18 protein-coding genes, 1 tRNA gene and 1 pseudogene are annotated in these 20766 nt (G+C 65.6%); 14 read left to right on the top strand and 6 right to left on the bottom strand.

The annotated features are described in order from the left end of the window. Positions 1-315: 315 nt before the first annotated feature. Both ACS8Y6_RS09600 and ACS8Y6_RS09595 read left to right on the top strand, forming a co-directional pair. Entirely contained in the window at positions 316-1188 is an 873-nt protein-coding gene (locus ACS8Y6_RS09600) for a mechanosensitive ion channel family protein (protein WP_440855450.1), read from the top strand. A gap of 64 nt (positions 1189-1252) precedes the next feature. Continuing rightward, complete coding sequence (locus ACS8Y6_RS09595) at positions 1253-1570, top strand: DUF1244 domain-containing protein (protein ID WP_440850300.1); 318 nt, start codon at positions 1253-1255, stop codon at positions 1568-1570. A 154-nt stretch (positions 1571-1724) separates the two neighbouring features. Here ACS8Y6_RS09595 and ACS8Y6_RS09590 read toward each other — a convergent pair whose 3' ends face one another. The 3 genes from ACS8Y6_RS09590 to ACS8Y6_RS09580 all read right to left on the bottom strand — a co-directional run bounded on the left by ACS8Y6_RS09590 (position 1725) and on the right by ACS8Y6_RS09580 (position 5031). Next, entirely contained in the window at positions 1725-3185 is a 1461-nt protein-coding gene (locus tag ACS8Y6_RS09590; RefSeq protein WP_440850301.1) for a sensor domain-containing diguanylate cyclase, read from the bottom strand. A gap of 306 nt (positions 3186-3491) precedes the next feature. Continuing rightward, positions 3492-4460 (bottom strand): rhodanese-like domain-containing protein, encoded by a 969-nt coding sequence (locus ACS8Y6_RS09585; RefSeq protein WP_440850302.1) that lies wholly within the window; start codon positions 4458-4460, stop codon positions 3492-3494. 484 nt (positions 4461-4944) lie between these two features. Beyond that, positions 4945-5031: transfer RNA gene (locus ACS8Y6_RS09580), tRNA-Leu, on the bottom strand. A 118-nt stretch (positions 5032-5149) separates the two neighbouring features. On the opposite strand from ACS8Y6_RS09580, the gene rnr reads away from it, so the two are divergent. From rnr to alr, 8 genes are all read left to right on the top strand, one after another. Next, entirely contained in the window at positions 5150-7420 is a 2271-nt protein-coding gene (rnr, locus tag ACS8Y6_RS09575) for a ribonuclease R (protein WP_440850303.1), read from the top strand. 45 nt (positions 7421-7465) lie between these two features. Beyond that, positions 7466-8206 (top strand): OmpA family protein, encoded by a 741-nt coding sequence (locus ACS8Y6_RS09570; protein WP_440850304.1) that lies wholly within the window; start codon positions 7466-7468, stop codon positions 8204-8206. 72 nt (positions 8207-8278) lie between these two features. Continuing rightward, the gene (gene rlmB, locus ACS8Y6_RS09565; RefSeq protein WP_440850305.1) at positions 8279-9025 is read left to right on the top strand and encodes a 23S rRNA (guanosine(2251)-2'-O)-methyltransferase RlmB; all 747 of its coding nucleotides are present in this window, start codon (positions 8279-8281) and stop codon (positions 9023-9025) included. Positions 9026-9144: 119 nt separating this feature from the next. Continuing rightward, positions 9145-9516: a 30S ribosomal protein S6 gene (gene rpsF, locus ACS8Y6_RS09560; RefSeq protein WP_109994937.1), complete on the top strand. Its 372-nt coding sequence runs from the start codon at positions 9145-9147 to the stop codon at positions 9514-9516. Positions 9517-9528: 12 nt separating this feature from the next. After that, positions 9529-9759, top strand: a complete 231-nt coding sequence (rpsR, locus tag ACS8Y6_RS09555) for a 30S ribosomal protein S18 (RefSeq protein ID WP_006914321.1) — start codon at positions 9529-9531, stop codon at positions 9757-9759. 12 nt (positions 9760-9771) lie between these two features. Continuing rightward, positions 9772-10377: a 50S ribosomal protein L9 gene (gene rplI, locus ACS8Y6_RS09550; protein WP_440855449.1), complete on the top strand. Its 606-nt coding sequence runs from the start codon at positions 9772-9774 to the stop codon at positions 10375-10377. Between the two features lie 111 nt (positions 10378-10488). Next, complete coding sequence (gene dnaB / locus ACS8Y6_RS09545) at positions 10489-11844, top strand: replicative DNA helicase (RefSeq protein ID WP_440850307.1); 1356 nt, start codon at positions 10489-10491, stop codon at positions 11842-11844. A 61-nt stretch (positions 11845-11905) separates the two neighbouring features. After that, positions 11906-12970 (top strand): alanine racemase, encoded by a 1065-nt coding sequence (alr, locus tag ACS8Y6_RS09540; RefSeq protein WP_440855448.1) that lies wholly within the window; start codon positions 11906-11908, stop codon positions 12968-12970. On the opposite strand, the gene ACS8Y6_RS09535 is transcribed toward alr, so the two are convergent. Next, positions 12971-13912, bottom strand: a complete 942-nt coding sequence (locus ACS8Y6_RS09535) for an alpha/beta hydrolase (RefSeq protein WP_440850309.1) — start codon at positions 13910-13912, stop codon at positions 12971-12973. It lies immediately after the preceding gene. Positions 13913-14026: 114 nt separating this feature from the next. Between ACS8Y6_RS09535 and radA the strand changes: the two genes are divergently transcribed. Continuing rightward, entirely contained in the window at positions 14027-15400 is a 1374-nt protein-coding gene (gene radA / locus ACS8Y6_RS09530) for a DNA repair protein RadA (protein ID WP_440850310.1), read from the top strand. A gap of 450 nt (positions 15401-15850) precedes the next feature. On the opposite strand, the gene ACS8Y6_RS09525 is transcribed toward radA, so the two are convergent. Together ACS8Y6_RS09525 and ACS8Y6_RS09520 are read right to left on the bottom strand one after the other, a co-directional pair. Next, the gene (locus tag ACS8Y6_RS09525; RefSeq protein WP_440850311.1) at positions 15851-17158 is read right to left on the bottom strand and encodes an HlyC/CorC family transporter; all 1308 of its coding nucleotides are present in this window, start codon (positions 17156-17158) and stop codon (positions 15851-15853) included. A 52-nt stretch (positions 17159-17210) separates the two neighbouring features. Then, positions 17211-18017 carry a cytochrome C assembly family protein gene (locus ACS8Y6_RS09520; RefSeq protein ID WP_440850312.1) on the bottom strand — a complete coding sequence of 269 codons (807 nt, stop codon included), beginning with the start codon at positions 18015-18017 and terminating at the stop codon, positions 17211-17213. A 274-nt stretch (positions 18018-18291) separates the two neighbouring features. Between ACS8Y6_RS09520 and ffh the strand changes: the two genes are divergently transcribed. From ffh to rimM, 3 genes and pseudogenes are all read left to right on the top strand, one after another. After that, a complete protein-coding gene (gene ffh, locus ACS8Y6_RS09515; RefSeq protein ID WP_440855447.1) occupies positions 18292-19677 on the top strand; it encodes a signal recognition particle protein in 1386 nt (461 codons plus the stop codon). A gap of 125 nt (positions 19678-19802) precedes the next feature. Further along, positions 19803-20039 (top strand): annotated as a pseudogene (gene rpsP, locus ACS8Y6_RS09510) (30S ribosomal protein S16); the annotation flags it as partial. Positions 20040-20207: 168 nt separating this feature from the next. Beyond that, positions 20208-20738: a ribosome maturation factor RimM gene (rimM, locus tag ACS8Y6_RS09505; RefSeq protein ID WP_440850376.1), complete on the top strand. Its 531-nt coding sequence runs from the start codon at positions 20208-20210 to the stop codon at positions 20736-20738. The last annotated feature ends 28 nt before the right edge of the window (positions 20739-20766 follow it).

Raw genomic sequence — 20766 nt, 5'->3', positions numbered from 1 at the left:
GCGTCCGTGGCTGAATGCGGGCACGCGGGCCGGTGTTGTCCGATGTGCACGAAAATATCGGCTACGATAGCGAGCCGGCGATGGTCAGCGCGATGAGGCCGGCCGGTGCTGTTCGTCGCAGATAGGCTCGGGTTCGCGATCCAGGCGGCCGGCCCCGTGCAGGCGCTCAACCAGGCGCCGGCCGCCTTCGAGCATCTTGATGTCGTATACGGTGGACGCGTTTACGCGGGCGATCGGACGCGCTCGTGCGGTCGGCGCGTCGGCCTGAAAGGCGTTTTGTTGTATCCGCAGTGTCCGCCGGGGTGATACGAAACCATGCTCATTGCTTATCTTGCGGGTAGCACGCGCACGCTGATCGCCGTGTCCGTGATTCTACTGCTCACCGTACTCGTGACCGGCATCGTGCGGTTTCTGGCCACGCGGGCGATTCGCCACGCTAGCCAGCACGACCACTACGATCCGACCAGCCTGCTGTTCGCCAAGCGCATCGTATCCGGCGGGCTGTACGTGGTGGGTATCGGCTGTGCGCTGGCCCAGATTCCGAAGTTGGAGGTGCTGGGCCATTCGATGCTGGCCGGCGCCGGCGTACTCACCCTGGTGGCGGGCCTGGCATCGCAGCAGGTTTTGAGCAACATCATGAGCGGTGTGCTGATCGTGATATTCAAGCCGTTCCGGTTGCACGATCGCATCACGGTGAACGGCATGACCGGTACCGTTGAGGACATGAACCTGCGCCAGATCGTCCTTTGCGACCCGGAAAACAATCGTATCGTGATCCCTAATGCCGTCGTGAGCGGCAATGCGCTGGTGAATTCGCATCATACTGATCCCCGGGTATGCACGCCGATCGAGATCGGCATCGGCTACGCCAGCGACATTGATACCGCGCTGGCGATCATGATTGCCGAGGTGGCGGGCCATCGATTGCATATCGATGCCCGCACGCCGGCGCAGGTCCAGGCCGGTGAGCCGCTGGTGGTCGCCCGCGTGACCGCACTCGGCGATTCAGCAGTCATGCTCAAGGTCTGGCCTTGGGCGAACGACCCGGCTACGGGCTTCGTGATGCGCTGCGATCTGTTGAAAAGCATCAAGCAGCGCTTCGATGCCGAAGGGGTGGAAATACCATTTCCGCAGCGTACGATCAGCTATCGCGAGCCGCCCGCGCCGGCCGCTTCGCGCTCGATATAGTGTCGCGGCGGCGCCGGACGGCGCCCGCACGCGCATGCCTTCAGCCAACCGATGAGGTGTTTTCGTGGACGAACAGACCCGTATTGAAGTCGAGGCCGCGGCGTTCCGCGATCTGATCGCGCATCTGGGCCAGCGAACCGACGTGCAGAATATCGATCTGATGAATCTGGCCGGCTTCTGCCGCAACTGTCTGGCGAAATGGTATCGCGCCGAAGCCGAGCGACGGGGCGTGGCCATGGACTACGAGCAGGCGCGCGAACGGGTCTACGGCATGCCCTACACCGAGTGGAAGGACCGCTACCAGCTTGAGGCGAGCGCCGAACAGAAGGCGCGGTTCGAGTCGAGCGCTTCGCGTCACGCCGATACCCGCGGCGGCCGGTAGGCGCGTGCCGGGCCACGACCGGCCGGCCTGCTCGGCGATCGCTTTATCGCCCCGGCGTGCGTACTGGCCTGCTCATCATGCGCCTGTCGAACCGGCGGTTGCGCGCGATGCCGGCGCCGTGCGCGCACGCGGGTCGCGTTGATCGCGGTATCGGTCACGAAGCGGTCGGCCCGCCGTTGCCCCGACGCGCCTTTTTTTCCCGATACATTAATCGATCGGCCCGGGCCACGAGATCGGCGACCGATTCCTGGCGATCCTGCTGGACGGCAATGCCGATGCTGGGGCCGGGATAGTCGATATCGATGCCATTGAGGCGAAACTGCCCGGCCAGCCGCGCCGCCAGCCGTTGCCGCATGGGCTCGGCGTCGTCCGCGGCATCGAGATGCGCAAGCACCACAAACTCGTCACCGCCGTAACGGGCACAGGTCTCATCGGTGCGCGTGGCCTCGGCAAGACGTCGTCCGAAATCGATCAGGAAGCGATCGCCCATGTCGTGCCCGTGCCGATCATTGAGTGCCTTGAACCCGTCGAGGTCGATGAACACCACGCAGGCATGCCCGCCGCGCCGACGCACCACGGCATCGAGCCGATCCGAGTCGCGCTCCAGACAGCGGCGATTCGGCAGGCCGGTCAGGGGGTCGCAAAGGCTTTGTCGCTCGAGTGCCTCGTAGGCGCGCCGCAAATGGGTATCCAGATGCTCGCGCGTGGCGAGCAGCGACAGATGCAGTGTGAGGCCCTGCATGGCCTGGCGCATGGTGTGATCATCGAACACGGTGTCGCGCATGCGGATCAACAGCCCGCCACGAAAATCGCCTTCATACAGCGCGCTGGCCAACCCGACACTGTCGCAGTCCGGGCCGATGAACGTCTCGGTGTCACAGGCCGCCCAGTTCCAGGTGCCGCGGCGCCACCAGCCCGCGCCGTCGGTGGTGTGATCCCCGTGGCAGCACCGTCGCGCCCAGTCGCACATGGCTTCGGCCGTCGGCGCCGCGACATCGGCCGGGATGATGACGTCGATCTCGGCGCCCGGCTCGAGCGCCCGCAAACGCACCGCGCTCTGGTGCAGGGCGGGCTCGAGTATGCGGGCGCGCGAACAGATGTGGCCAATGTCCGACAGGGCAGCGAACAGGGTCGCGGTACGTTCGGCCGCGCGGGCACGGCTCCATTCCAATGCGGCGGCGCGTTCGCGCCCGATCTGGTCGGCCAGCAGCCGTGCGAACATTGTCATCACATCGAGAACCTGTGCCGGCACCTCGTGCGACTCGGCGCTGATCCCGCAGAGTGTGCCGAGTACGTCGTCGCCGAGACGCACCGGCGTGCTGACATAGGTCTTGATGCCGAGTTCGCGCGCCGCGGCAGAATCGGGCCAGCGCCGCGGCACGTTGGTTTCCAGGCGAATGCCCTCGTCCAGGGCGCGGCGACACAGCGTATCCCGCCAGGGCAGATTGAACCCCTCGGTGACCCGGTTTTGACCGTGGTTGTGGGCGAAGCGGATCCGTTGTCGCTGCTGCGCCCAGTCGATTTCGGTGAGATAGACCGAGTCCAGGCCGCTGATGCGTTGCAGCAGATCGAGCAACGGGCGACAGAGTGCTTCCAGACTGTCCGACCCGGTCATCGGGGGGTCCAAGCGTTCGGCCGTCGACTGGACCGATCGTCGTAAGGCAGTGGGTCGCCCGGCCATTTCCAATCCTTTTCTGTGCGTATATTCCCGTCGGACCGGTTGCCGTTTCACGCCGTCGGTGCGGCGCGCGTGAAGTGACAACAATATGATTGTAAACGGTGCCCGGCCTGGCGGCGGCAACGATCAAGCCGTAGGAGCCTGACGCTTGCGGTGTTTTTTCGCCGTGTGTGGAAGCGCACGACGCCCGGGCGGACGGGCTTCAGCGCGGCAACGTGGCGCCGCGAGAGCCGGCCACAGGCGCTAATGCGCGGGGTCGGGCTGCACGGCGCAGGCGCGAACGGGCTCGGTGGTACCGACGCTTTCCTGCCAGGCCTCGAACCCGCCCAGCAAGGCGTAGGTATTGTGATAGCCGGCGGCCTGCAGCCTGAGTGCGACCAGGGCCGCCGATACTTCGTTGGGACAGGCGCAGAACACCACGATCGGGGTGTCGGCGTCGGTGTTGCCCGGCATGGACCGCCCGACCGGCGCATCCAGTGGAATCGGGATGGCGCCGGGAATGGAGTGCGCCACCACGCTGGGCTCGCGCACATCCACGATCCGCAGCTGCGGCGTGTCGGCCTGCATCGCCCGCAACTCATCGATATTCACGCGCGGGATCAGACGGCTTTGTTGCAGGAACCGGTGCCGTCGCCACACCTTCCACCCAATGAATACAAACAGCGCCGCGGCGATGATGAAAGCCCCCTGGATCACATAGGTCTCAAGCCATGCCAGGGTCGCCAGGATGGCGCGCTGGAAGATGATGCCCAGCACGAGCCCGGAGCTCACCCAGACCGCGGAGCCGATGCCGTCGAACAACAGGAACGTCAGATACCGGGTGCGCGTTGCCCCGGCCATGAGTGTGCACAAGGCCCCCAGCCCGGGCACGATCTTGGCCACGATCAGCAGCTTCGGCCCGACGCGCAGGTAAAGATTGCGGTTTTTTCGGATGCAGGTATCCGGCTCGAGCGACACGCGGCATACCTGCGCCATTGACCAGTGCCCGTAACGACGGCCGACGCCGTACCAGAGGCTGTCGGCCAGCTCACAGGCGATCATGGCGACCAGCCAGACCACCGCCAGATAGCCGGCATCGCCGAACGTCGGTGACGCCAGCGATCCGGCCACGAGCAACGCCGGGTAGGAAGGCACCGGCACGCCCATCTGCTCGGCGAACACATTCACAAACAGCAACGCCAGCGCGCCCTGGGTCGGATCGCCGTGGTTCATGACAAGGTTCCGGTCGGCCGGGTGATCATCGGCACGGCGTCCGCAGGAGTGATAGCGCTGAAGTGCGTGCAAACCGGCCCGATTCAAGGGCCGGCTTGCCCGCCGGCCGCGGCATGGGCGAGCGCGCGTTCGGGTCGGTGGCGGCGCCACACTGCCGGCGCCGGATTCAGAAGGCCGTACTCGACGATCAAGGGGGGCATGGGCGCGTGCACGTTGTCGTTGGCCGGCAACGCCGGAAATCGAGATCGGTCTTGGCGTACGTGCACCCCCGGGCAACATCGGGCGGCGATGGGGCGGGTTGCGGGGCGGAAGCTACGAGCCGTGGGCAGGCGCAAGCGATCCGCGCGGCGCGATCTGCCGGGCAGGCTATCGCTACCGTTATCGGCCGCCGCCGACCGCGACACGCAAGGCGCGCCCGAGACGTCGGCCGTAAACGCCAGGCAAAAGAAAAGCCGCTGAAAAATCAGCGGCTTGATCTTGTGTCTGGTGCCGAGGAGAGGACTTGAACCTCCACGAGCGTTAGCTCACTAGCACCTGAAGCTAGCGCGTCTACCAATTCCGCCACCTCGGCTGAGGAGCGCGTAATTTAGGCGCCGTGTCGGGGTTTGTCAATAACGATTTCTGCGGTTGGGCCTTTGCGGTATCGTGGGCGCTTATGGAGATATATTTTGAGTGAAAAGAAACGCCCCGTGAACGATTGGCGCGACCGCGATCCGCAGTTCTCGGCCGAGCAGGGCAGCTACGCCCAGCCCGTGCCCAGCCGACAGCTCGTACTGGATGACCTGGCCACGGAAGGCCGGCCGATGACGCGTGCCGAGCTCACCGACTACTACGCCCTGGTCGGTGATGCCGCCGAGGCATTCGATCACCGTCTGCGCGCCATGCTGCGCGACGGCCAGCTGCTGGAAAACCGCCGCGGCGCGCTCGGGCCGATCGACAAGATGGACCTGGTGCGGGGCCGCGTTCAGGGGCATCGCGATGGCTTCGGCTTTCTCATCCCCGACGATGCCGAAGGCGACGACGTGTTCCTGAGCCCCCGCCAGATGCGTCAGGTGATGCATGGCGACCGTGCCGTGGTGCATGTGACCGGGCGGGACGCGCGCGGCCGGCGCGAAGGCCGGGTCGCCGAGGTGCTCGAACGGGCGAACGACACCGTCATCGGGCGATTCGTCGAAGACAATGGCATGTATCACGTGGTGCCGGACAATGCGCGCATCGGCCACGAAATTCGCGTGCCGGCCAAGGCCCGTGGGGACGCGCAGAACGAGCAGATCGTGACCGTGCGTATCACGCAGCCGCCGTCCAAGCGCGGCCAGCCGGTGGGTGAAGTGGTCGAGGTGCTGGGCGATCGCATGGCGCCGGGCATGGAGATCGACATTGCCATCCGGTCGCACGGGATTCCCCATGAATGGCCGTCGGAAGCGCTCGAACAGGCGCGTGCCTGCGGCGACCAAGTGGCCGAGGCGGACAAGAAGGGGCGTGTCGACCTGCGCGATCAGCCGTTCGTGACGATCGATGGCGCCGATGCACGCGATTTCGACGATGCGGTCTACGCCCGCAAGACCCAGCGCGGCTTCAAGCTCTGGGTCGCGATCGCGGACGTCTCGCATTATGTCGACAAGGATTCGGCGCTTGATGCCGAAGCCCAGCGCCGGGCGACCTCCGTGTATTTCCCGGATCATGTCGTGCCGATGCTGCCCGAGGCGCTGTCCAACGGGTTGTGTTCGCTGAATCCGGAGGTGGACCGGCTGGCCGTGGTGTGCGAGATGCGGCTGGATCGCGCCGGCCAGCTGAAGTCGTCGAAATTCTATTCGGCGGTGATCCGATCCCACGCGCGCCTGCTGTACGAACAGGTCGCCGATTGGCTGGACAACCCGGAGAACCTGCCGTCGCGTTATCGGGATTTGAAGAAGCCGCTGAACGATCTGCACGGGCTTTACGAGTCGATGTTGCAGCAGCGGCGCGAACGGGGGGCGATCGAGTTCGAGACCCAGGCCACGCGCATCATCTTCAACGAAGATCGCAAGATCGCGCGCATCGTGCCGGCCGAGCGCAATGTCGCGCACCGTATTATCGAGGAGTGCATGATCGCGGCCAACGTGGCCACGGCAACCTATCTCACGAAGAAGAAGATGCCGCTGCCGTATCGTGTACACGCCGGCCCGGCGGCCGGCGCGCTCGACGATCTGCGCTCGTTTCTGGCCGAACGCGGCCTGGCGTTGCCGGGCGGCAATGACCCGGATGCTGCGGATTACGCCCGCCTGCTCGAACAGGTGCAGGGCCGTCCGGACAGGCACCTCATCCAGACGGTGATGCTGCGCAGTCTGCAGCGCGCGGTTTATTCGCCGCACAACGACGGCCACTTCGGGCTGGCGCTCGAATACTATGCGCACTTCACGTCGCCGATTCGGCGCTATCCGGATCTGCTGGTTCATCGTGCGATCAAGCACCTGGAAAAGCGCGGCACGCCGAAGAACTTCGATTACGATCTGGCGGCCATGGAGCGGCTGGGCCAGATCTGTTCCGAGGCCGAGCAGCGCGCGGACGATGCAACCCGCGATGTCGACGATTGGCTCAAGTGCGAATACATGCGCGATTCGCTTGGCCAGACATTCGACGGCACCGTGACCGGCGTCACCGGTTTCGGCCTGTTCGTCGAACTCGACGGCATTTCCGCCACCGGCCTGGTGCATGTATCGTCGTTATCGAGCGACTTCTATCATTTCGATGCCCAGTCGCGCTGCCTGCGCGGCGAACGCTCGGGGCGGGTCTATCGCCTGGCCGACAAGATGAAGGTCAAGGTCGCCCGCGTCGACCTGGACGAGCGCAAGATCGATTTCGAACCGGTCGACCGCGATGACGACCAGCCCGCGGGCGGTCGCAGCCGCAAGAAATCGCCGCGCGGTGGAAACGGCGGGGCTAAATCGCGGTCGAACAAGCGTCGACCGAAACGCTCCTGATCGTTGGGCCGCCGCTTCCTGTCAATTTGTATTGGAAATACCGTCATGTCGCGCCACAAGAGTTCTATTGTCATTGCCCTGGCCGTTGCCGCGGCGCTGGGTCTGAGTGCCTGTGCCAACAATCCGAATCGCCGTGCCGAGATCGGCGGCGGTATCGGTGCCGTCGCGGGTGGCTTGCTCGGGTCCCAGCTCGGTGACAGTTCGGGTACGAATGCGGCGATCGGCGCCGCGTTGGGCGCATTGGCGGGCGGCGGCATCGGCCATTACATGGATAAGCAGCAGCAGGAACTGAACAAGAAGCTGGCCGCTCAGAGGGCGCGCAACGAGCTCAATATCCAACGGTTGAACCAGGACACGCTCAAGATCGGCGTGGCCAGCGATGCATCGTTCGCCGTCGACAGCGCCACCCTGAATCCGAACGCACAGAACACCTTCAACAGCATTGCCAGTGTGCTCAAGAACTATAAAAAGACCGCGATCCATGTGGTCGGGTTCACCGACAGCACCGGTAGCAAGCAGCACAACCTCAAGCTGTCCAAGGAACGTGCCGATGCGGTCGCACAGTTTCTGGAAAGCCGCGGCGTGAACTCGCAGCGCGTACTGACCTGGGCGCGCGGCGAGTCCGAGCCGGTGGCATCGAATGCCACAGCCGCGGGCCGGGCCAAGAATCGACGCGTGGCGATCGTGATCAAGCCGATCGTCAAGGGCAACGAAAAGGCCGCCTTCAGCGCGCCGCCGGATCTTGGCAATCCCAGGTATGAAAACACCGGCAATGGCAACGGCTGATTCGGCCGGGCAGGGTATCGCACAGCCCGGCGCTGCCGGGCTTTTTTAATGGATGCAGGCGAGACTGGACCGATGAGCGAGCAGCCCACGGACAACGAATGGATTGGCGGCTTTCACGCCGTGGTCTCGGCTCTGGAATCCGGCCGGCCGATACGCCGGCTGTGGCTTGCCGAAGGCCGGCGCAGCGGTCGCGCCGAAGAACTGGCAGCGCGCGCCGTCGCTCTCGATGTTCCGGTCGACACCGCGCCCATGTCACGGCTGGACGGATGGTTGCCGGACGTACGCCACCAGGGCTGCGTGGCCGAGGTGGCACCGCCGCGCGAATATCGGGAATCCGAGCTGCCGGGCTTGCTGCGTGGCGCGGGCAATCCCTGGGTTCTGGCACTCGACCAGGTTCAGGACCCGCACAACCTCGGGGCCTGTCTGCGCAGCGCGGCCGCGGCCGGTGTGACCGCGGTGATTGCACCACGCAAACGGGCGGCGGGGCTCACGGCGTCCGTACGCAAGGTGGCGGCCGGGGCCGCCGAGCGGGTGCCGTTCGTGCCGGTCACGAATTTGTCGCGGGCGCTCAAGCGGCTGCAGGACGAGGGCTTTTGGGTGGTGGGTCTCGATGGTACGGCGGATACATCGCTCTACGAAGCCGATTTGCCGAGCCCGGTGGTGTGGGTGGCCGGCGGCGAAGCCAAGGGTATTCGCGAGCTGACTGCTAGACACTGCGACCTTCTCGTTGCCATCCCCATGGCGGCCGGTATGGAAAGCCTGAACGTGTCGGTGGCCACCGGGGTTGCGTTGTTCGAGACCGTACGCCGGCGTCGTTAGCGGCGGTTGACATTGCATGTGCCCGGGCAAGCGACTACAATCGCGCGCCTCGCGGCCGACGGGTCGCGATTCCTTGCTCCACGGCGACCGCCGGGGGCTTTCAACCGAAAGGACACATCATGCGACATTATGAAATCGTGTTCCTGGTCCACCCGGACCAGAGCGAACAGGTGCCGGCCATGGTGGAGAAGTACCGCGGCGTCGTCGAAAACGACGGCGGCAAGGTGCATCGCCACGAGGACTGGGGCCGCCGCCAGCTGGCCTATCCGATCACCAAGATCCACAAGGCGCACTACGTGCTGCTGAACGTGGAATGCTCGCAGTCCGCGCGCGAGGAACTGGAAGACCTGTTCCGGTTCAACGACGCCGTGCTGCGTCATCTTGTCATCGCCCGTCACAAGGCCGACGTCGATCCGTCCCCCTTGGCCAAGAACGCCGAGAAGTCGGACGATCGCAAGTCCGAGGACCGCAAGGCCCCGGCCGCCAGCTAAAGGAGCACACCCATGGCCCGTTTTTTCCGCCGTCGCCGTTTCTGCAAGTTCACTGCTGAAGGTGTCGAGGAGATCGATTACAAGGACATCGAGACCCTCAAGCAGTACGTCACCGAAACCGGCAAGATCGTACCCAGCCGTATCACCGGCACCGCGGCGCGTTATCAGCGTCAGTTGTCGACCGCGGTCAAGCGTGCGCGATTCCTCGCGCTGCTGCCGTATACCGACCGTCATTCGTCGTAAGGAGGCGCTCAAGTGGACGTCATTCTGCTACAGAAAATCCGCAATCTGGGCGACCTCGGCGACACCGTCTCGGTGCGTGCCGGCTACGGCCGCAACTATCTCTTCCCGCGGGGCATGGCCCTGCCGGCGACCGGGAACAACCTGGCCGTGTTCGAAGAGCGTCGGGCCGAGTTGCAGGCAGCCTCGCAGGAGCGCGAGGATCGCGCCAAGCTGCGGGCCAATCAGTTGCGCAACAAGAGCTTCACCATCGCCATGCGCGCCAGTGATGAAGGCAAGCTGTTCGGCTCGGTCGGCCCGCAGGAGATTGCGCATGTCGTCGCCGAGGAAGGCCACGAGCTGGATCCGCGCGAGGTCACGCTGACCGAGGGCACCATCCGTCAGGTCGGCTACTACAATGCCGAGCTGACGCTGCACGCCGAAGTGGTCTGCGAAATCGAGATCGTGGTCGCGCAGCAGACCGATATGGGCATCAACATGCCCACGCGCATCAGCGAGAACACCGAAGAAGACGCTACGGCCGAAGAGGTCGAGGGCGAGCGCGTCGAGGATGCCGGCGAGCCGGCCGATGCCTCGGCCAGCGAGGCCGATGCGCCGATCGGAGAGCGCGAAGAGCCGTAAATCAACGGTTCTGCCGATCGCGATGAACGCCGCCTTCGGGCGGCGTTTTTTTTTGGCTCGCGGCTTGCGTAAACTGCGCGAGCCGCCCGTACCCACGAACGCCACGCGCCCATGGCCGAAGCCAAGCTGCCCCCGCATTCCATCGAAGCCGAACAATCGGTGATCGGCGGTTTGCTGCTGTCCGAAAAAGCCTGGGACGACATCGCCGGGACGATCAGCGAAAACGATTTCTATCGCGAGGATCACCGACTCCTGTACCGCGGCCTGGCGGATCTGGCCGACACCAACCAGCCGCGCGACCTGGTCACGCTGACCGAATGGCTGCGTAACAACGGCCTGCTCGACAAGGCCGGCGGCGCGACCTATATCGGTAATCTCGCGGCGGATATTCCCAGCGCGGCGAACATCAAGGCCTATGCCGAGATCGTGCGCGAGCGCTCGGTCATGCGCCAGCTCATCCGCGCGGGCGACACCATCACCTCGACCGCGTTCGAGCCGGCCGGCCAGACCGCCGAGGAAGTGCTGGGCGTCGCCGAGCAGGAAATCTTCAAGATCGCCGAACAGGGTCGCAAGGGCAGCGAAGGCCCGCAGGGGCTCAATTCGCTGCTGACCAAGGCGGTCAATCGCATCGAGGAGCTGGTGGCTCACGAGGGCTCGTTCTCGGGGGTGCCGACCGGGCTGATCGAATTCGACAAGATGACCAACGGGCTGCAGGCTGCGGACCTGCTGATCCTGGCCGGGCGCCCGTCCATGGGCAAGACGTCGCTGGCGATGAACATCGTCGAGAACATCGCCATCAAGGAGAAGGTGCCGGTTGCGGTGTTCTCGCTGGAAATGCCGGCGGAACAGCTTGTGATCCGCATGATCTCGTCCTGGGGCCGGGTGGATCAGACCCGGCTGCGTTCCGGCCGGTTGACCGAGGACGACTGGCCCAAGATCACGTCCGCCATCGGCATCATGAACGAGAACGCCCGCCTGTTCATCGATGATTCCGCCGGACTGTCGCCGTCCGAGATGCGCGCCCGCGCGCGTCGCCTGAAACGTGAGCACGATATCGGTCTGGTCGTGGTCGATTATCTGCAGCTCATGCAGGTGCCGGGCACCAAGGAAAACCGCACCAACGAGATTTCCGAAATCTCTCGACAGCTCAAGGCCATGGCCAAGGAGCTCAATGTGCCGGTGATCGCGTTGTCACAGCTCAACCGCCAGGTCGAGCAGCGCGACAACAAGCGCCCGCGCATGTCCGACCTGCGCGAATCCGGCGGCATCGAGCAGGACGCGGACGTCATCATGTTCGTGTACCGCGACGAGGTCTATAACGAGAACACCGAGGACAAGGGCGTGGCCGAGATCATCATCGGCAAGCAGCGCAACGGCCCGCTCGGCACGGCACGCACGGCCTTCCTGTCGCATCTCACGCGGTTCGAGAACCTGCAGGAACATTACGACGACGACTTCATGGACTAGCGATGTCTTATTCGCCTTTCATACCGCGTTCGCCGGTGTCGCGCCGATCGGGGGGCGGCTGATGCGGGCGCTGGCGACCATCGATCGCGCCGCGCTGGCGCATAACCTGGAACGCGTGCGCGCGCTGGCGCCGGACCGCGCGGTGTACGCCGCGGTCAAGGCCGATGGCTACGGTCATGGCGCGACGACGGTTGCGAACGCGCTCGCGGCGGCCGACGGCTTCGCGGTGTCGAGCCTGGACGAGGCGATGCAACTGCGCTGGAGCGGGATCACCCAGCCGATCATGACGTTATCGCAGCCGCTGGATGTCGATGCCTGCGCGCTCGCGGCCGCACACGACGTGCGGCCCGTGGTCTTCGATCGCACGCATCTGACGGCGTTGGCCGATTATGTCGGCCCGGTATTGTCGGTCTGGATCAAGCTGGACTCCGGCATGCACCGGCTCGGCTTCGCCCCCGGCGAGGCGGCGGCAGTCGCCGCGCACCTGCGGGCGTTGCGCCATGTGCGTTGCGTGGGCTGGCTGACCCACCTCGGCTGTGCCGATGACCCGTCGAACCCGATGACCGAGCGCCAGCTTGCGGCGTTCGCCCACGGCACGGCCGAACTCGACGGCCAGCGTTCGATTGCCAATTCCGCTGGTGTGCTGGCCTGGCCGGCCGCGCATGCCGACGTCGTGCGCCCGGGCATCATGCTGTACGGCAGCTCGCCCATGGTCGATGCCACGGCCGCCGATCACGACCTGCGGCCGGCCATGCATCTGACCGCGCCGATCATCAGCCGGCGCCGCGTGGTGGCGGGTGAGCCGATCGGCTACGGTGCCACCTGGCGAGCGCCGGAGGACATGGACGTCGGGGTGATCGGTATCGGCTACGGCGATGGCTATCCGCGCCATGCCCCGTCCGGCACGCCCGTGCTCGTGCGCGGGCTGCGGGCGGCGCTGGTCGGCCGGGTGTCGATGGACATGATCACGGTCGACCTGCGCGCGGTGCCCGAGGCCGGCGTGGGCGAGCGCGTCACGCTCTGGGGCCCGGGGCTGCCTGCGGACGAGGTCGCGGCGGCCGCCGGCACCATTGCCTACGAATTGTTTTGCCGGCTGACCGCGCGTGTGAGCGTCGAGATCGTCTGATCAGGCATCGGTGGCCGGGGCTTCGCGGCGGCGCGCTGCCAGCGCGCGCCGGAAGAATGCCAGCTGGTCGCTGCTGGACTGGCGAAAGCCGGCGCCGCGATAGATATCGAAATGGCCGATGCGATAGTGGCGCTCGATGATGTGGTCGCCGCCGCGGGCCGCGGCCGCGGTGGCGGCGGCGGGCGGTGCCACCGTGTCCTGGTCACAGATCTGGATCAGCGTGGGGCAACGCAAACGGCCGACCTTGCGGCCGGGCCGATACAGCGCCAGCGTGAGCAGCGTGCGGGCACTCATTTCATTGCGCCAGTCCGCCGGGGCAATCGCCCGGTAACCCTCGTAGGCATCCTCGGTGGCCATGGCCGCCAGCCCGCCCGCGCGCGCCACCAGTGGAATCCGGTAAGGCTCGGCGCCGGCGAGATTGGCCAGGCTGTCGCGCAGGCCCGCCACGATCAGGCGCAGCATGTGCCGCAGGCCATGGCGGCGCAGCACGTTAAAAACCGCAGCGCGGCCGTCCATCATCGGGCCCTGGGCGCTGATGGCGGCAACCCGTTTGTCGGCGGCGCCCGCCGCGATCACATGGCCGCCGGAGAACGACGTACCCCACAGTGCAACGCGGTCGGCGTCCACGCCCGCGACTTCGCGCACGGCGGCGATCGCCGCGGCCCAGTCGGCCAGCTGTGCAGAAACCGACAGCAGCTGGCGCGGACGGCCGCCGCTGGCACCGAAATAGCGATAGTCGAAAACGAGCACGGCAAAGCCGGCGTTGGCGAAGGTGGCGGCGTAGGGTTCCAGGCCGGCGTCGCGGGTGCCGCCCAGGCCGTGGGCCATGACGATGGCCGGCACGCCGGCCGGGGCCTCCATCGACTCGTTCTGTGCCGGATAGAACCAGGCCCGGCAGGTTGTGCCGCGGCTGTCGAATTCGAAATCCTCGCGATCCACCATGGTCGAGCGCTGTACTCCCGGTTGTTGTCGCGCCTAGTATGCCCGTTTGCCCACGCTGTGTTGATGCTCGCGCCGGTGCGCGAGCCCGACCGAACCAGCCCCGAGCGACGCCCGATGGCCAAGAGCAAAACTGTTTTCGTTTGCGATCAGTGCGGTTCGACCCAGCCCAAATGGTCCGGCCAGTGTCCGGACTGCGGTGCCTGGAATACGCTCACCGAAAGCGTGCCCGCGGCGCCTTCGAGGCCTGGCGTGGCCGCGCCGCCGGTATCGTTCGGCGATACCACGCCGCAGGTACACAAACTCAACGCGATCAAGCCGCGTGAGACCCCGCGCACGCCGACGGGACTGTCCGAACTCGATCGCGTACTCGGCGGCGGCCTGGTGCCGGGTTCGGTGATTCTGATCGGCGGCGATCCCGGCATCGGCAAGTCCACGCTGCTGCTCCAGGTGCTGGCCCAGCTGTCGGCCGATATCCCGGCCCTCTACGACACCGGCGAGGAGTCCCTCGAGCAGGTCCAATTGCGCGCCCAGCGCCTCGGCGTGGCGGATGCGGATCTGTCGGTGCTGGCCGAGACCTGTGTCGAGCGCGTGCTGGCGCTGGCCAAGCCGCAGGCGCCGCGCCTGTTGGTGATCGATTCGATCCAGACAGTGTTTTCCCAGGCCTTGTCGTCGGCGCCGGGCAGCGTGTCCCAGGTGCGCGAGTCGGCGTCCATGCTGGTGCGTTTCGCCAAGGCCACCGGCACCGCGCTGATCATCGTCGGCCACGTGACCAAGGAAGGCACCATTGCCGGGCCGCGCGTGCTCGAGCACATGGTCGATACCGTGTTGTATTTCGAGGCCGAGGCGTCGTCGCGTTTTCGCGTCATCCGGGCGGTGAAGAATCGCTTTGGTGCGGTCAACGAGCTCGGTGTATTCGCCATGTCCGGCGCCGGCCTGAAGCAGGTGACCAATCCCAGCGCGATCTTCCTGTCGCGCCACGAGACCGCGGTGCCGGGCAGCGCGGTGATGGTCACGCGTGAAGGTTCGCGACCGATGCTGGTCGAGGTGCAGGCGCTGGTGGATGGCTCGCAGCTGCACAATCCGCGCCGCGTGGCGCTCGGTCCCGATTCGCAGCGTCTGGCGATGCTGCTCGCGGTGCTGCATCGTCACGGCGGCATCGCACTGGGCGATCAGGACGTGTTCGTCAACGTGGTCGGCGGCATGCGGGTGACCGAGACGGCGGCGGATCTCGCCGTGGTGCTGGCGGCACTCTCGAGCTTTCGCGACAAGGCGCTCGGCGAAAAGCTGATCATCTTCGGCGAGATCGGCCTGGCCGGCGAGATCCGGCCGGTGCCGGGCGGCGAGGATCGATTGCGTGAAGCCGCCAAACACGGGTTCACGCGCGCGATCGTGCCCAAGGCCAATGCGCCGCGCTCGCGCCGCGTGGGCGAACTCGAGGTGATCCCGGTGGCGCGGCTCGGCGAGGCGATCGAGGCCGTGACTGGCTGAACCTCGCCCGAGCTGCGCATTGTCTCCATTTCGGCCGGAATACCAGGGCGTGTCGTCACGAGAGACGCCGCGAGAGTGCGTTTAAGGCATTTTTCCGCAGATCAACACAGATCTACGCAGATGGGGCGGTGAGCCGCTCGGGCGTATGAGTTCGATCCGTGGCGCAATGAGCGCCTCAAATCCGCCACGCCGGGAAAGTACATCCGCATCGGTGTGAATCAGCGTCGATCTGCGGACGGATTTTGTTCGCTAAGCGAAGCCCGAGAGCAGAACGGTGCCTGCCGCGTCGCAGGCTGAAAGTTGACCTGGCCGACTGCACCGCCACACGGTCGGTGGCGTCCAAGGCGGATGACGCTTCGCTAAGCCGACGGACATGACGCGCCCGTCTTCAAGTTTTGAAACGCGCTCCAAGCCGCTCGTTTGCGAGCCGGCTTGGAGCGCGACTCGGGATCAGGCGTTACCGCCCTCGGTCTCCGTTGCCGGCTTGGTCCGGCGTGGCTTGCGGCGCGGCGGCTGGATGCGCACGGTCTGGATCAGGTTGGCGCTGGTTTCGGTGATCTCGAACACATACTTGCCGATCTTCACGCGGGTGCCGGCGGTGGGGATGGTTTCGGTCTGCTCGGTGATCAGGCCGTTGATCGTGCGCGGCCCGTCGACCGGCAGCTTCCAGCCGAGGGCGCGATTGAGCGCGCGGATCGAAACCGTGCCGTCGACCCGATAGCTGTTCTCGCCGTCCATGGTGACGTTTTTCACACGCGTGAGCGGGTCGGTGGTGAATTCGCCGACGATCTCCTCGAGAATGTCTTCCAGCGTGGCCAGGCCCTGGATATCGCCGTATTCGTCCACGACGAAGCCGATCCGGCGTTTCTGATTCTGGAAATTGAGCAGCTGCTGGTTGAGCGGCGTGCTCTCCGGGATGAAGTAGGGCGCGCTCGCCAGCGAGACCAGCGAATCCTGATCCAGTTCGTCATTCGTGATCAGTGCCAGCAGGCGACGCATGTGCACGATGCCCTTGATTTCGTCGATCGAGCCGTCGAACAGCGGCAGCCGCGTGTGCTGGTTGTGCACCAGCTGTTCCAGGATCTCGGGCCAGGGCTTGCTGATGTCGATGCCAATGATCTCGTTGCGCGGCACCATGATGTCCTCGACGGTGGCATTCTCCATGTCGAGGATCGACAGCAGCATCTTCTGGTGTCGGCGCGGAATCATGGCGCCGGCTTCGGTGACCACGGTGCGCAGCTCTTCCGACGACAGCGAGTGTCCGGCGGCGTCTTCCGGCGAGACGCGCAACAGCCGGAGCACGCCGCGCCCGGCCGAGTTGAACAGATAGACCAGCGGCCAGAGCACCTTGAGCAGCGGCTTGTAGACATAGGCCGCCGGATAGGCGATGCGCTCCGGATACAGCGCCGACAAGGTCTTGGGCGTGACCTCGGAGAACACCAGGACCACGATGGTCAGCGCGATGGTCGACAAGACCACGCCGAAATCACCGTACAGGCGGATGCCGATCACCGTCGCCAGCGACGAGGCGATGATGTTGACCAGGTTGTTGCCGAGCAGAATGAGCCCGATCAGCTTGTCCGGCGCTTCCAGCATTTCGGCCGCGCGCCTGGCGCCGCCATGGCCACTCTTGGCCATGTGTTTCATGCGATAGCGATTGACGGTCATCAGCCCGGTTTCGGAGCCGGAGAAGAATGCCGACAGAACCAGCATCAGGATGAGGATGCCGAATAGCACCCACAGGGGGATTGCGTCCAACAGCTACGGGCTCGTGATCAAATGAAGGGGCCGGGCGGCTCGTACGCGACAGCTACCACCAATGTTCGCCCAGAATCAGCTCGAGCACCAACTTGCTGCCGAAATACGCCAGCACCAGCACCACATAACCGATCATCACGCCGCGTACCGCGACCCGCCCGCGCCAGCCGTAACGCCAGCGCCCGAACAGCAGAATGGCGAACACCAGCCAGGCCGCGACCGACAGCACCGCCTTGTGCGCCAGGTGCTGTTCGAACAGGTGGCTGATGAACAGCGCGCCCGTGGCGATTGCCAGGCTGAGCATGAAAAAGCCCGCGCCGATCAGGCGGAACAGCAGCGTCTCCATCGTCTGCAATGGCGGCAGCGTGGTAAAAAGCCCCGACGGCGGATGCTGGCGCAGCTGGCGATGCTGCAGCGACAGCACCGCCGCCTGTACCGCGCCCAGTGTGAGCAGGCCGTAGGCCAGCATGGACAGCACGATATGGATTTGCAGCGGCCAGCTCAGCGGCTCATGGGCGCCGTTCGGGTCCGGCACGAGCAGGCCGGCGATCGCGCACAGGCCGGCCACCGGATACATCACCAGCCCCAGGGCACCGATCGAGCGCTTGAGCGAGAACAGCCAAAGCAGCAGCGCGGCCTGCCAGGCGAACAATGACAGCGCGGAGCCCACGCCGATGATCATCGCGCCGGTATGCAACGTCATGTGCACCAGCGCGATGACATGCATCACCAGGCCCAGGCCCGCGAGCAGGGTCACGCGCGGGTAAGGCGCGCCCGCCGCATGATGCTGGTAGACGGCGTAGGTCGCGGCGGCATAGGCGGCCGCGGCAAGCAGCACTTCGATGACGACGAATGTCATCGGGGGAGGGGTGAGGGTAATCTCATGCGTCGTATTCTGCCGTATTTCCGGCGCGGGCTGCTGACGTTCGCGGCATCGGGGGCGCAGGCGGGGCCGGTCGGGTGCGGGCGCACCGCGGCGCGTACCCGCGCGCAGCGCCCCTGCCAGCACCACCCGCGGCGGGCTTGCCGGCCCGGTGGCGCGTCTCGCCGCGGCGTCGGATCGCCCGCGGGCTCACGCCAGGCTTCCCACGACCGTTATACTGGTCGCTGTATTACACCGAAGACGCGTTGCCATGTTCGACTCTCTAAGTGATCGCCTCAATCGCAGTCTCAAGACGCTGTCGGGCCGCGGCCGGCTGACCGAGGACAACATCAAGGCCACCCTGCGCGAAGTGCGCATGGCGTTGCTCGAAGCCGATGTCGCGCTGCCGGTGGTCAAGCAGTTCGTCGAGGACATCCGTGCGCGCGCGGTCGGCTCCGAGGTGATGACCAGCCTCACGCCGGGCCAGGCCCTGGTCAAGATCGTGCGCGACGAGCTCACGAATCTGCTCGGCGAAGCCAACGAGTCGCTCAATCTCAAGACCAGGCCGCCAGCGGTCGTGCTCATGGCCGGCCTGCAGGGCTCGGGCAAGACGACGTCGGTGGGCAAGCTGTCGCGCTATCTCAAGCAGCGCGAGAAGAAATCCGTGCTGGTGGTGTCGGCCGACGTGTATCGGCCGGCGGCCATCGACCAGCTCGAACGCGTGGCCTCGGATGTCGGCGTGGATTTCCATCCCAGTTCGTCGAGCGACAAGCCGGTCAAGATCGCGAAATCAGCGCTCGATGCGGCGCGCAAGGGTTTTTACGACGTCCTGATCGTCGATACGGCCGGGCGCCTGGGCATCGACGAAAAGATGATGGCCGAGGTGCGCGCGCTGCACGACACGCTCGACCCGGTCGAGACGCTGTTCGTCGTCGACTCGATGACCGGCCAGGACGCGGCCAACACGGCCAAGGCCTTTGGCGATGCCCTGCCGCTGACCGGCGTGGTGCTGACCAAGGTCGATGGCGACGCCCGCGGTGGCGCGGCCCTGTCGGTGCGCCAGATTACCGGCAAACCGATCAAGTTCCTGGGTACCGGCGAGAAGCTCGACGCACTCGAACCCTTCCACCCTGATCGTATCGCTTCGCGCATCCTCGGCATGGGCGACGTGCTGTCGCTGGTCGAGGAAGCCGAGCAGAAGGTCGATCGCGACAAGGCCGAGAAACTCGCCAGGAAGCTCAAGAAGGGCAAGGGCTTCGATCTCGACGATCTGGCCGATCAGTTGCGCCAGATGCAGGAGATGGGCGGCATCGGCGCTTTGATGGAAAAGATGCCCGGCGGCGCGCAGATGCCCAAGGGCATGGCCGCGGCCGCCGACGAGACCCAGGTCAAGCGCATGCTGGCGATCGTCGACTCCATGACCAAGCAGGAGAAATCCTTTCCGGACGTGATCAAGGCCTCGCGCAAGCGCCGCATCGCGGCCGGCTCCGGCACCCAGGTCCAGGACATCAACCGCCTGCTCAAGCAGCACACGCAGATGCGCAAGATGATGAAGAAAATGAAGGGCGGCGGCATGAAGAAAATGATGCGCGCCATGCAGGGCATGGGCGGTGGCGGCCCCGGTCTGCCGCCGGGCATGGGCGGCATGGGGCGCTGACCCGGTAGTTTTCGGTTGCCGCAGGCTTCCATTTTGCGCGTATTGACGTACAATGCGCGTCCTTCAAACCGCGCGCGGACGAATCCGCCGTGCGCACACGAATTCTCAACGGCGATAAAACGGCTATGGTCAAAATCCGGCTAGCACGCTCGGGCGCGAAGAAGAAGCCCTTCTATCACATCGTGGCCACGCACAAGGCCAACGCACGCGACGGTCGCTACATCGAGCGCCTCGGTTTCTTCAACCCGGTTGCGGTCGGTGGCGAAGTCCCGCTGCGTCTGGATATCGAGCGCATCGAATACTGGAAAGGCCAGGGCGCGCAGCTTTCCGAGCGCGTGACCAATCTGGTCAAGTCCTTCAACCGTCACGGCGAAGGCGAGGCCGCGCCGCGCGTTACGCCGCCCGAGTCCAAGGCCAAGGAAGCCCAGGCGCAGACCGTTCCGGCCGGTGCGACCGGCGACGTGTCGGCCGCGGGTCCGGAAGGCGAAACGGCGTCGCAGGACGGGCAGGCTTCAAGCTAAGTCTTGACCATGGCCGGTACGGCGCCGCATCGCCCTGTCGTACTCGGCCGTGTGAATGGTCTGTTCGGCGTTCGCGGCTGGATCAAGGTTTATTCCTACACCCGCCCGGCCGAGTCGATCCTCGACTACGAGCGTTGGTGGATCGGGCCCGAGGCCGATCGGCGCGGCTACCGGCTGGTCGAGGGGCGGGTGCAGGGCAAGACGCTCGTAGCCCAGCTCGCCGATGCCGACGGTGAAGCGTTGGCCGACCGCGATGCCGCGGTCGAACTGCTCGAGCTCGATATCGCCGTCGATCGTGGTGATATGCCCGATCCCGAACCCGGCGCGTATTACTGGTTCGATCTTGTCGGCCTGAGTGTGGTCACCGTGGACGGTGTTCCGCTCGGGCGCGTGACGGCGATGATGGAAACCGGCGCCAACGATGTGCTGGTGGTCCGCGGTGAGCGCGAGCGCCTGATTCCGCTGGTCGTCGACGAATTCGTCACCGCGGTTGATCTCGATGCCGGGACGATCCGGGTCGATTGGGATCCGGAGTTCTAGCACGCGCCCTGCGAAGGGCGCGGACCCG

It is taken from the genome of Salinisphaera sp. RV14 (genome assembly GCF_052044135.1).
Classification (GTDB): domain Bacteria; phylum Pseudomonadota; class Gammaproteobacteria; order Nevskiales; family Salinisphaeraceae; genus Salinisphaera.
Note: the sequence above shows the minus strand (reverse complement) of the source record. Positions and strands in the feature narration are given on the sequence as shown.

Coding starts and splice junctions, on each gene's coding strand:
- ACS8Y6_RS09600 (WP_440855450.1), top strand. CDS start 316: ATGCTCATTGCTTATCTTGCGGGTAGCACGCGCACGCTGATCGCCGTG.
- ACS8Y6_RS09590 (WP_440850301.1), bottom strand. CDS start 3,185: ATGACCGGGTCGGACAGTCTGGAAGCACTCTGTCGCCCGTTGCTCGAT.
- ACS8Y6_RS09585 (WP_440850302.1), bottom strand. CDS start 4,460: ATGAACCACGGCGATCCGACCCAGGGCGCGCTGGCGTTGCTGTTTGTG.
- ACS8Y6_RS09570 (WP_440850304.1), top strand. CDS start 7,466: ATGTCGCGCCACAAGAGTTCTATTGTCATTGCCCTGGCCGTTGCCGCG.
- rlmB (WP_440850305.1), top strand. CDS start 8,279: ATGAGCGAGCAGCCCACGGACAACGAATGGATTGGCGGCTTTCACGCC.
- rpsF (WP_109994937.1), top strand. CDS start 9,145: ATGCGACATTATGAAATCGTGTTCCTGGTCCACCCGGACCAGAGCGAA.
- rpsR (WP_006914321.1), top strand. CDS start 9,529: ATGGCCCGTTTTTTCCGCCGTCGCCGTTTCTGCAAGTTCACTGCTGAA.
- dnaB (WP_440850307.1), top strand. CDS start 10,489: ATGGCCGAAGCCAAGCTGCCCCCGCATTCCATCGAAGCCGAACAATCG.
- alr (WP_440855448.1), top strand. CDS start 11,906: ATGCGGGCGCTGGCGACCATCGATCGCGCCGCGCTGGCGCATAACCTG.
- ACS8Y6_RS09535 (WP_440850309.1), bottom strand. CDS start 13,912: ATGGTGGATCGCGAGGATTTCGAATTCGACAGCCGCGGCACAACCTGC.
- radA (WP_440850310.1), top strand. CDS start 14,027: ATGGCCAAGAGCAAAACTGTTTTCGTTTGCGATCAGTGCGGTTCGACC.
- ACS8Y6_RS09520 (WP_440850312.1), bottom strand. CDS start 18,017: ATGACATTCGTCGTCATCGAAGTGCTGCTTGCCGCGGCCGCCTATGCC.
- ffh (WP_440855447.1), top strand. CDS start 18,292: ATGTTCGACTCTCTAAGTGATCGCCTCAATCGCAGTCTCAAGACGCTG.
- rimM (WP_440850376.1), top strand. CDS start 20,208: ATGGCCGGTACGGCGCCGCATCGCCCTGTCGTACTCGGCCGTGTGAAT.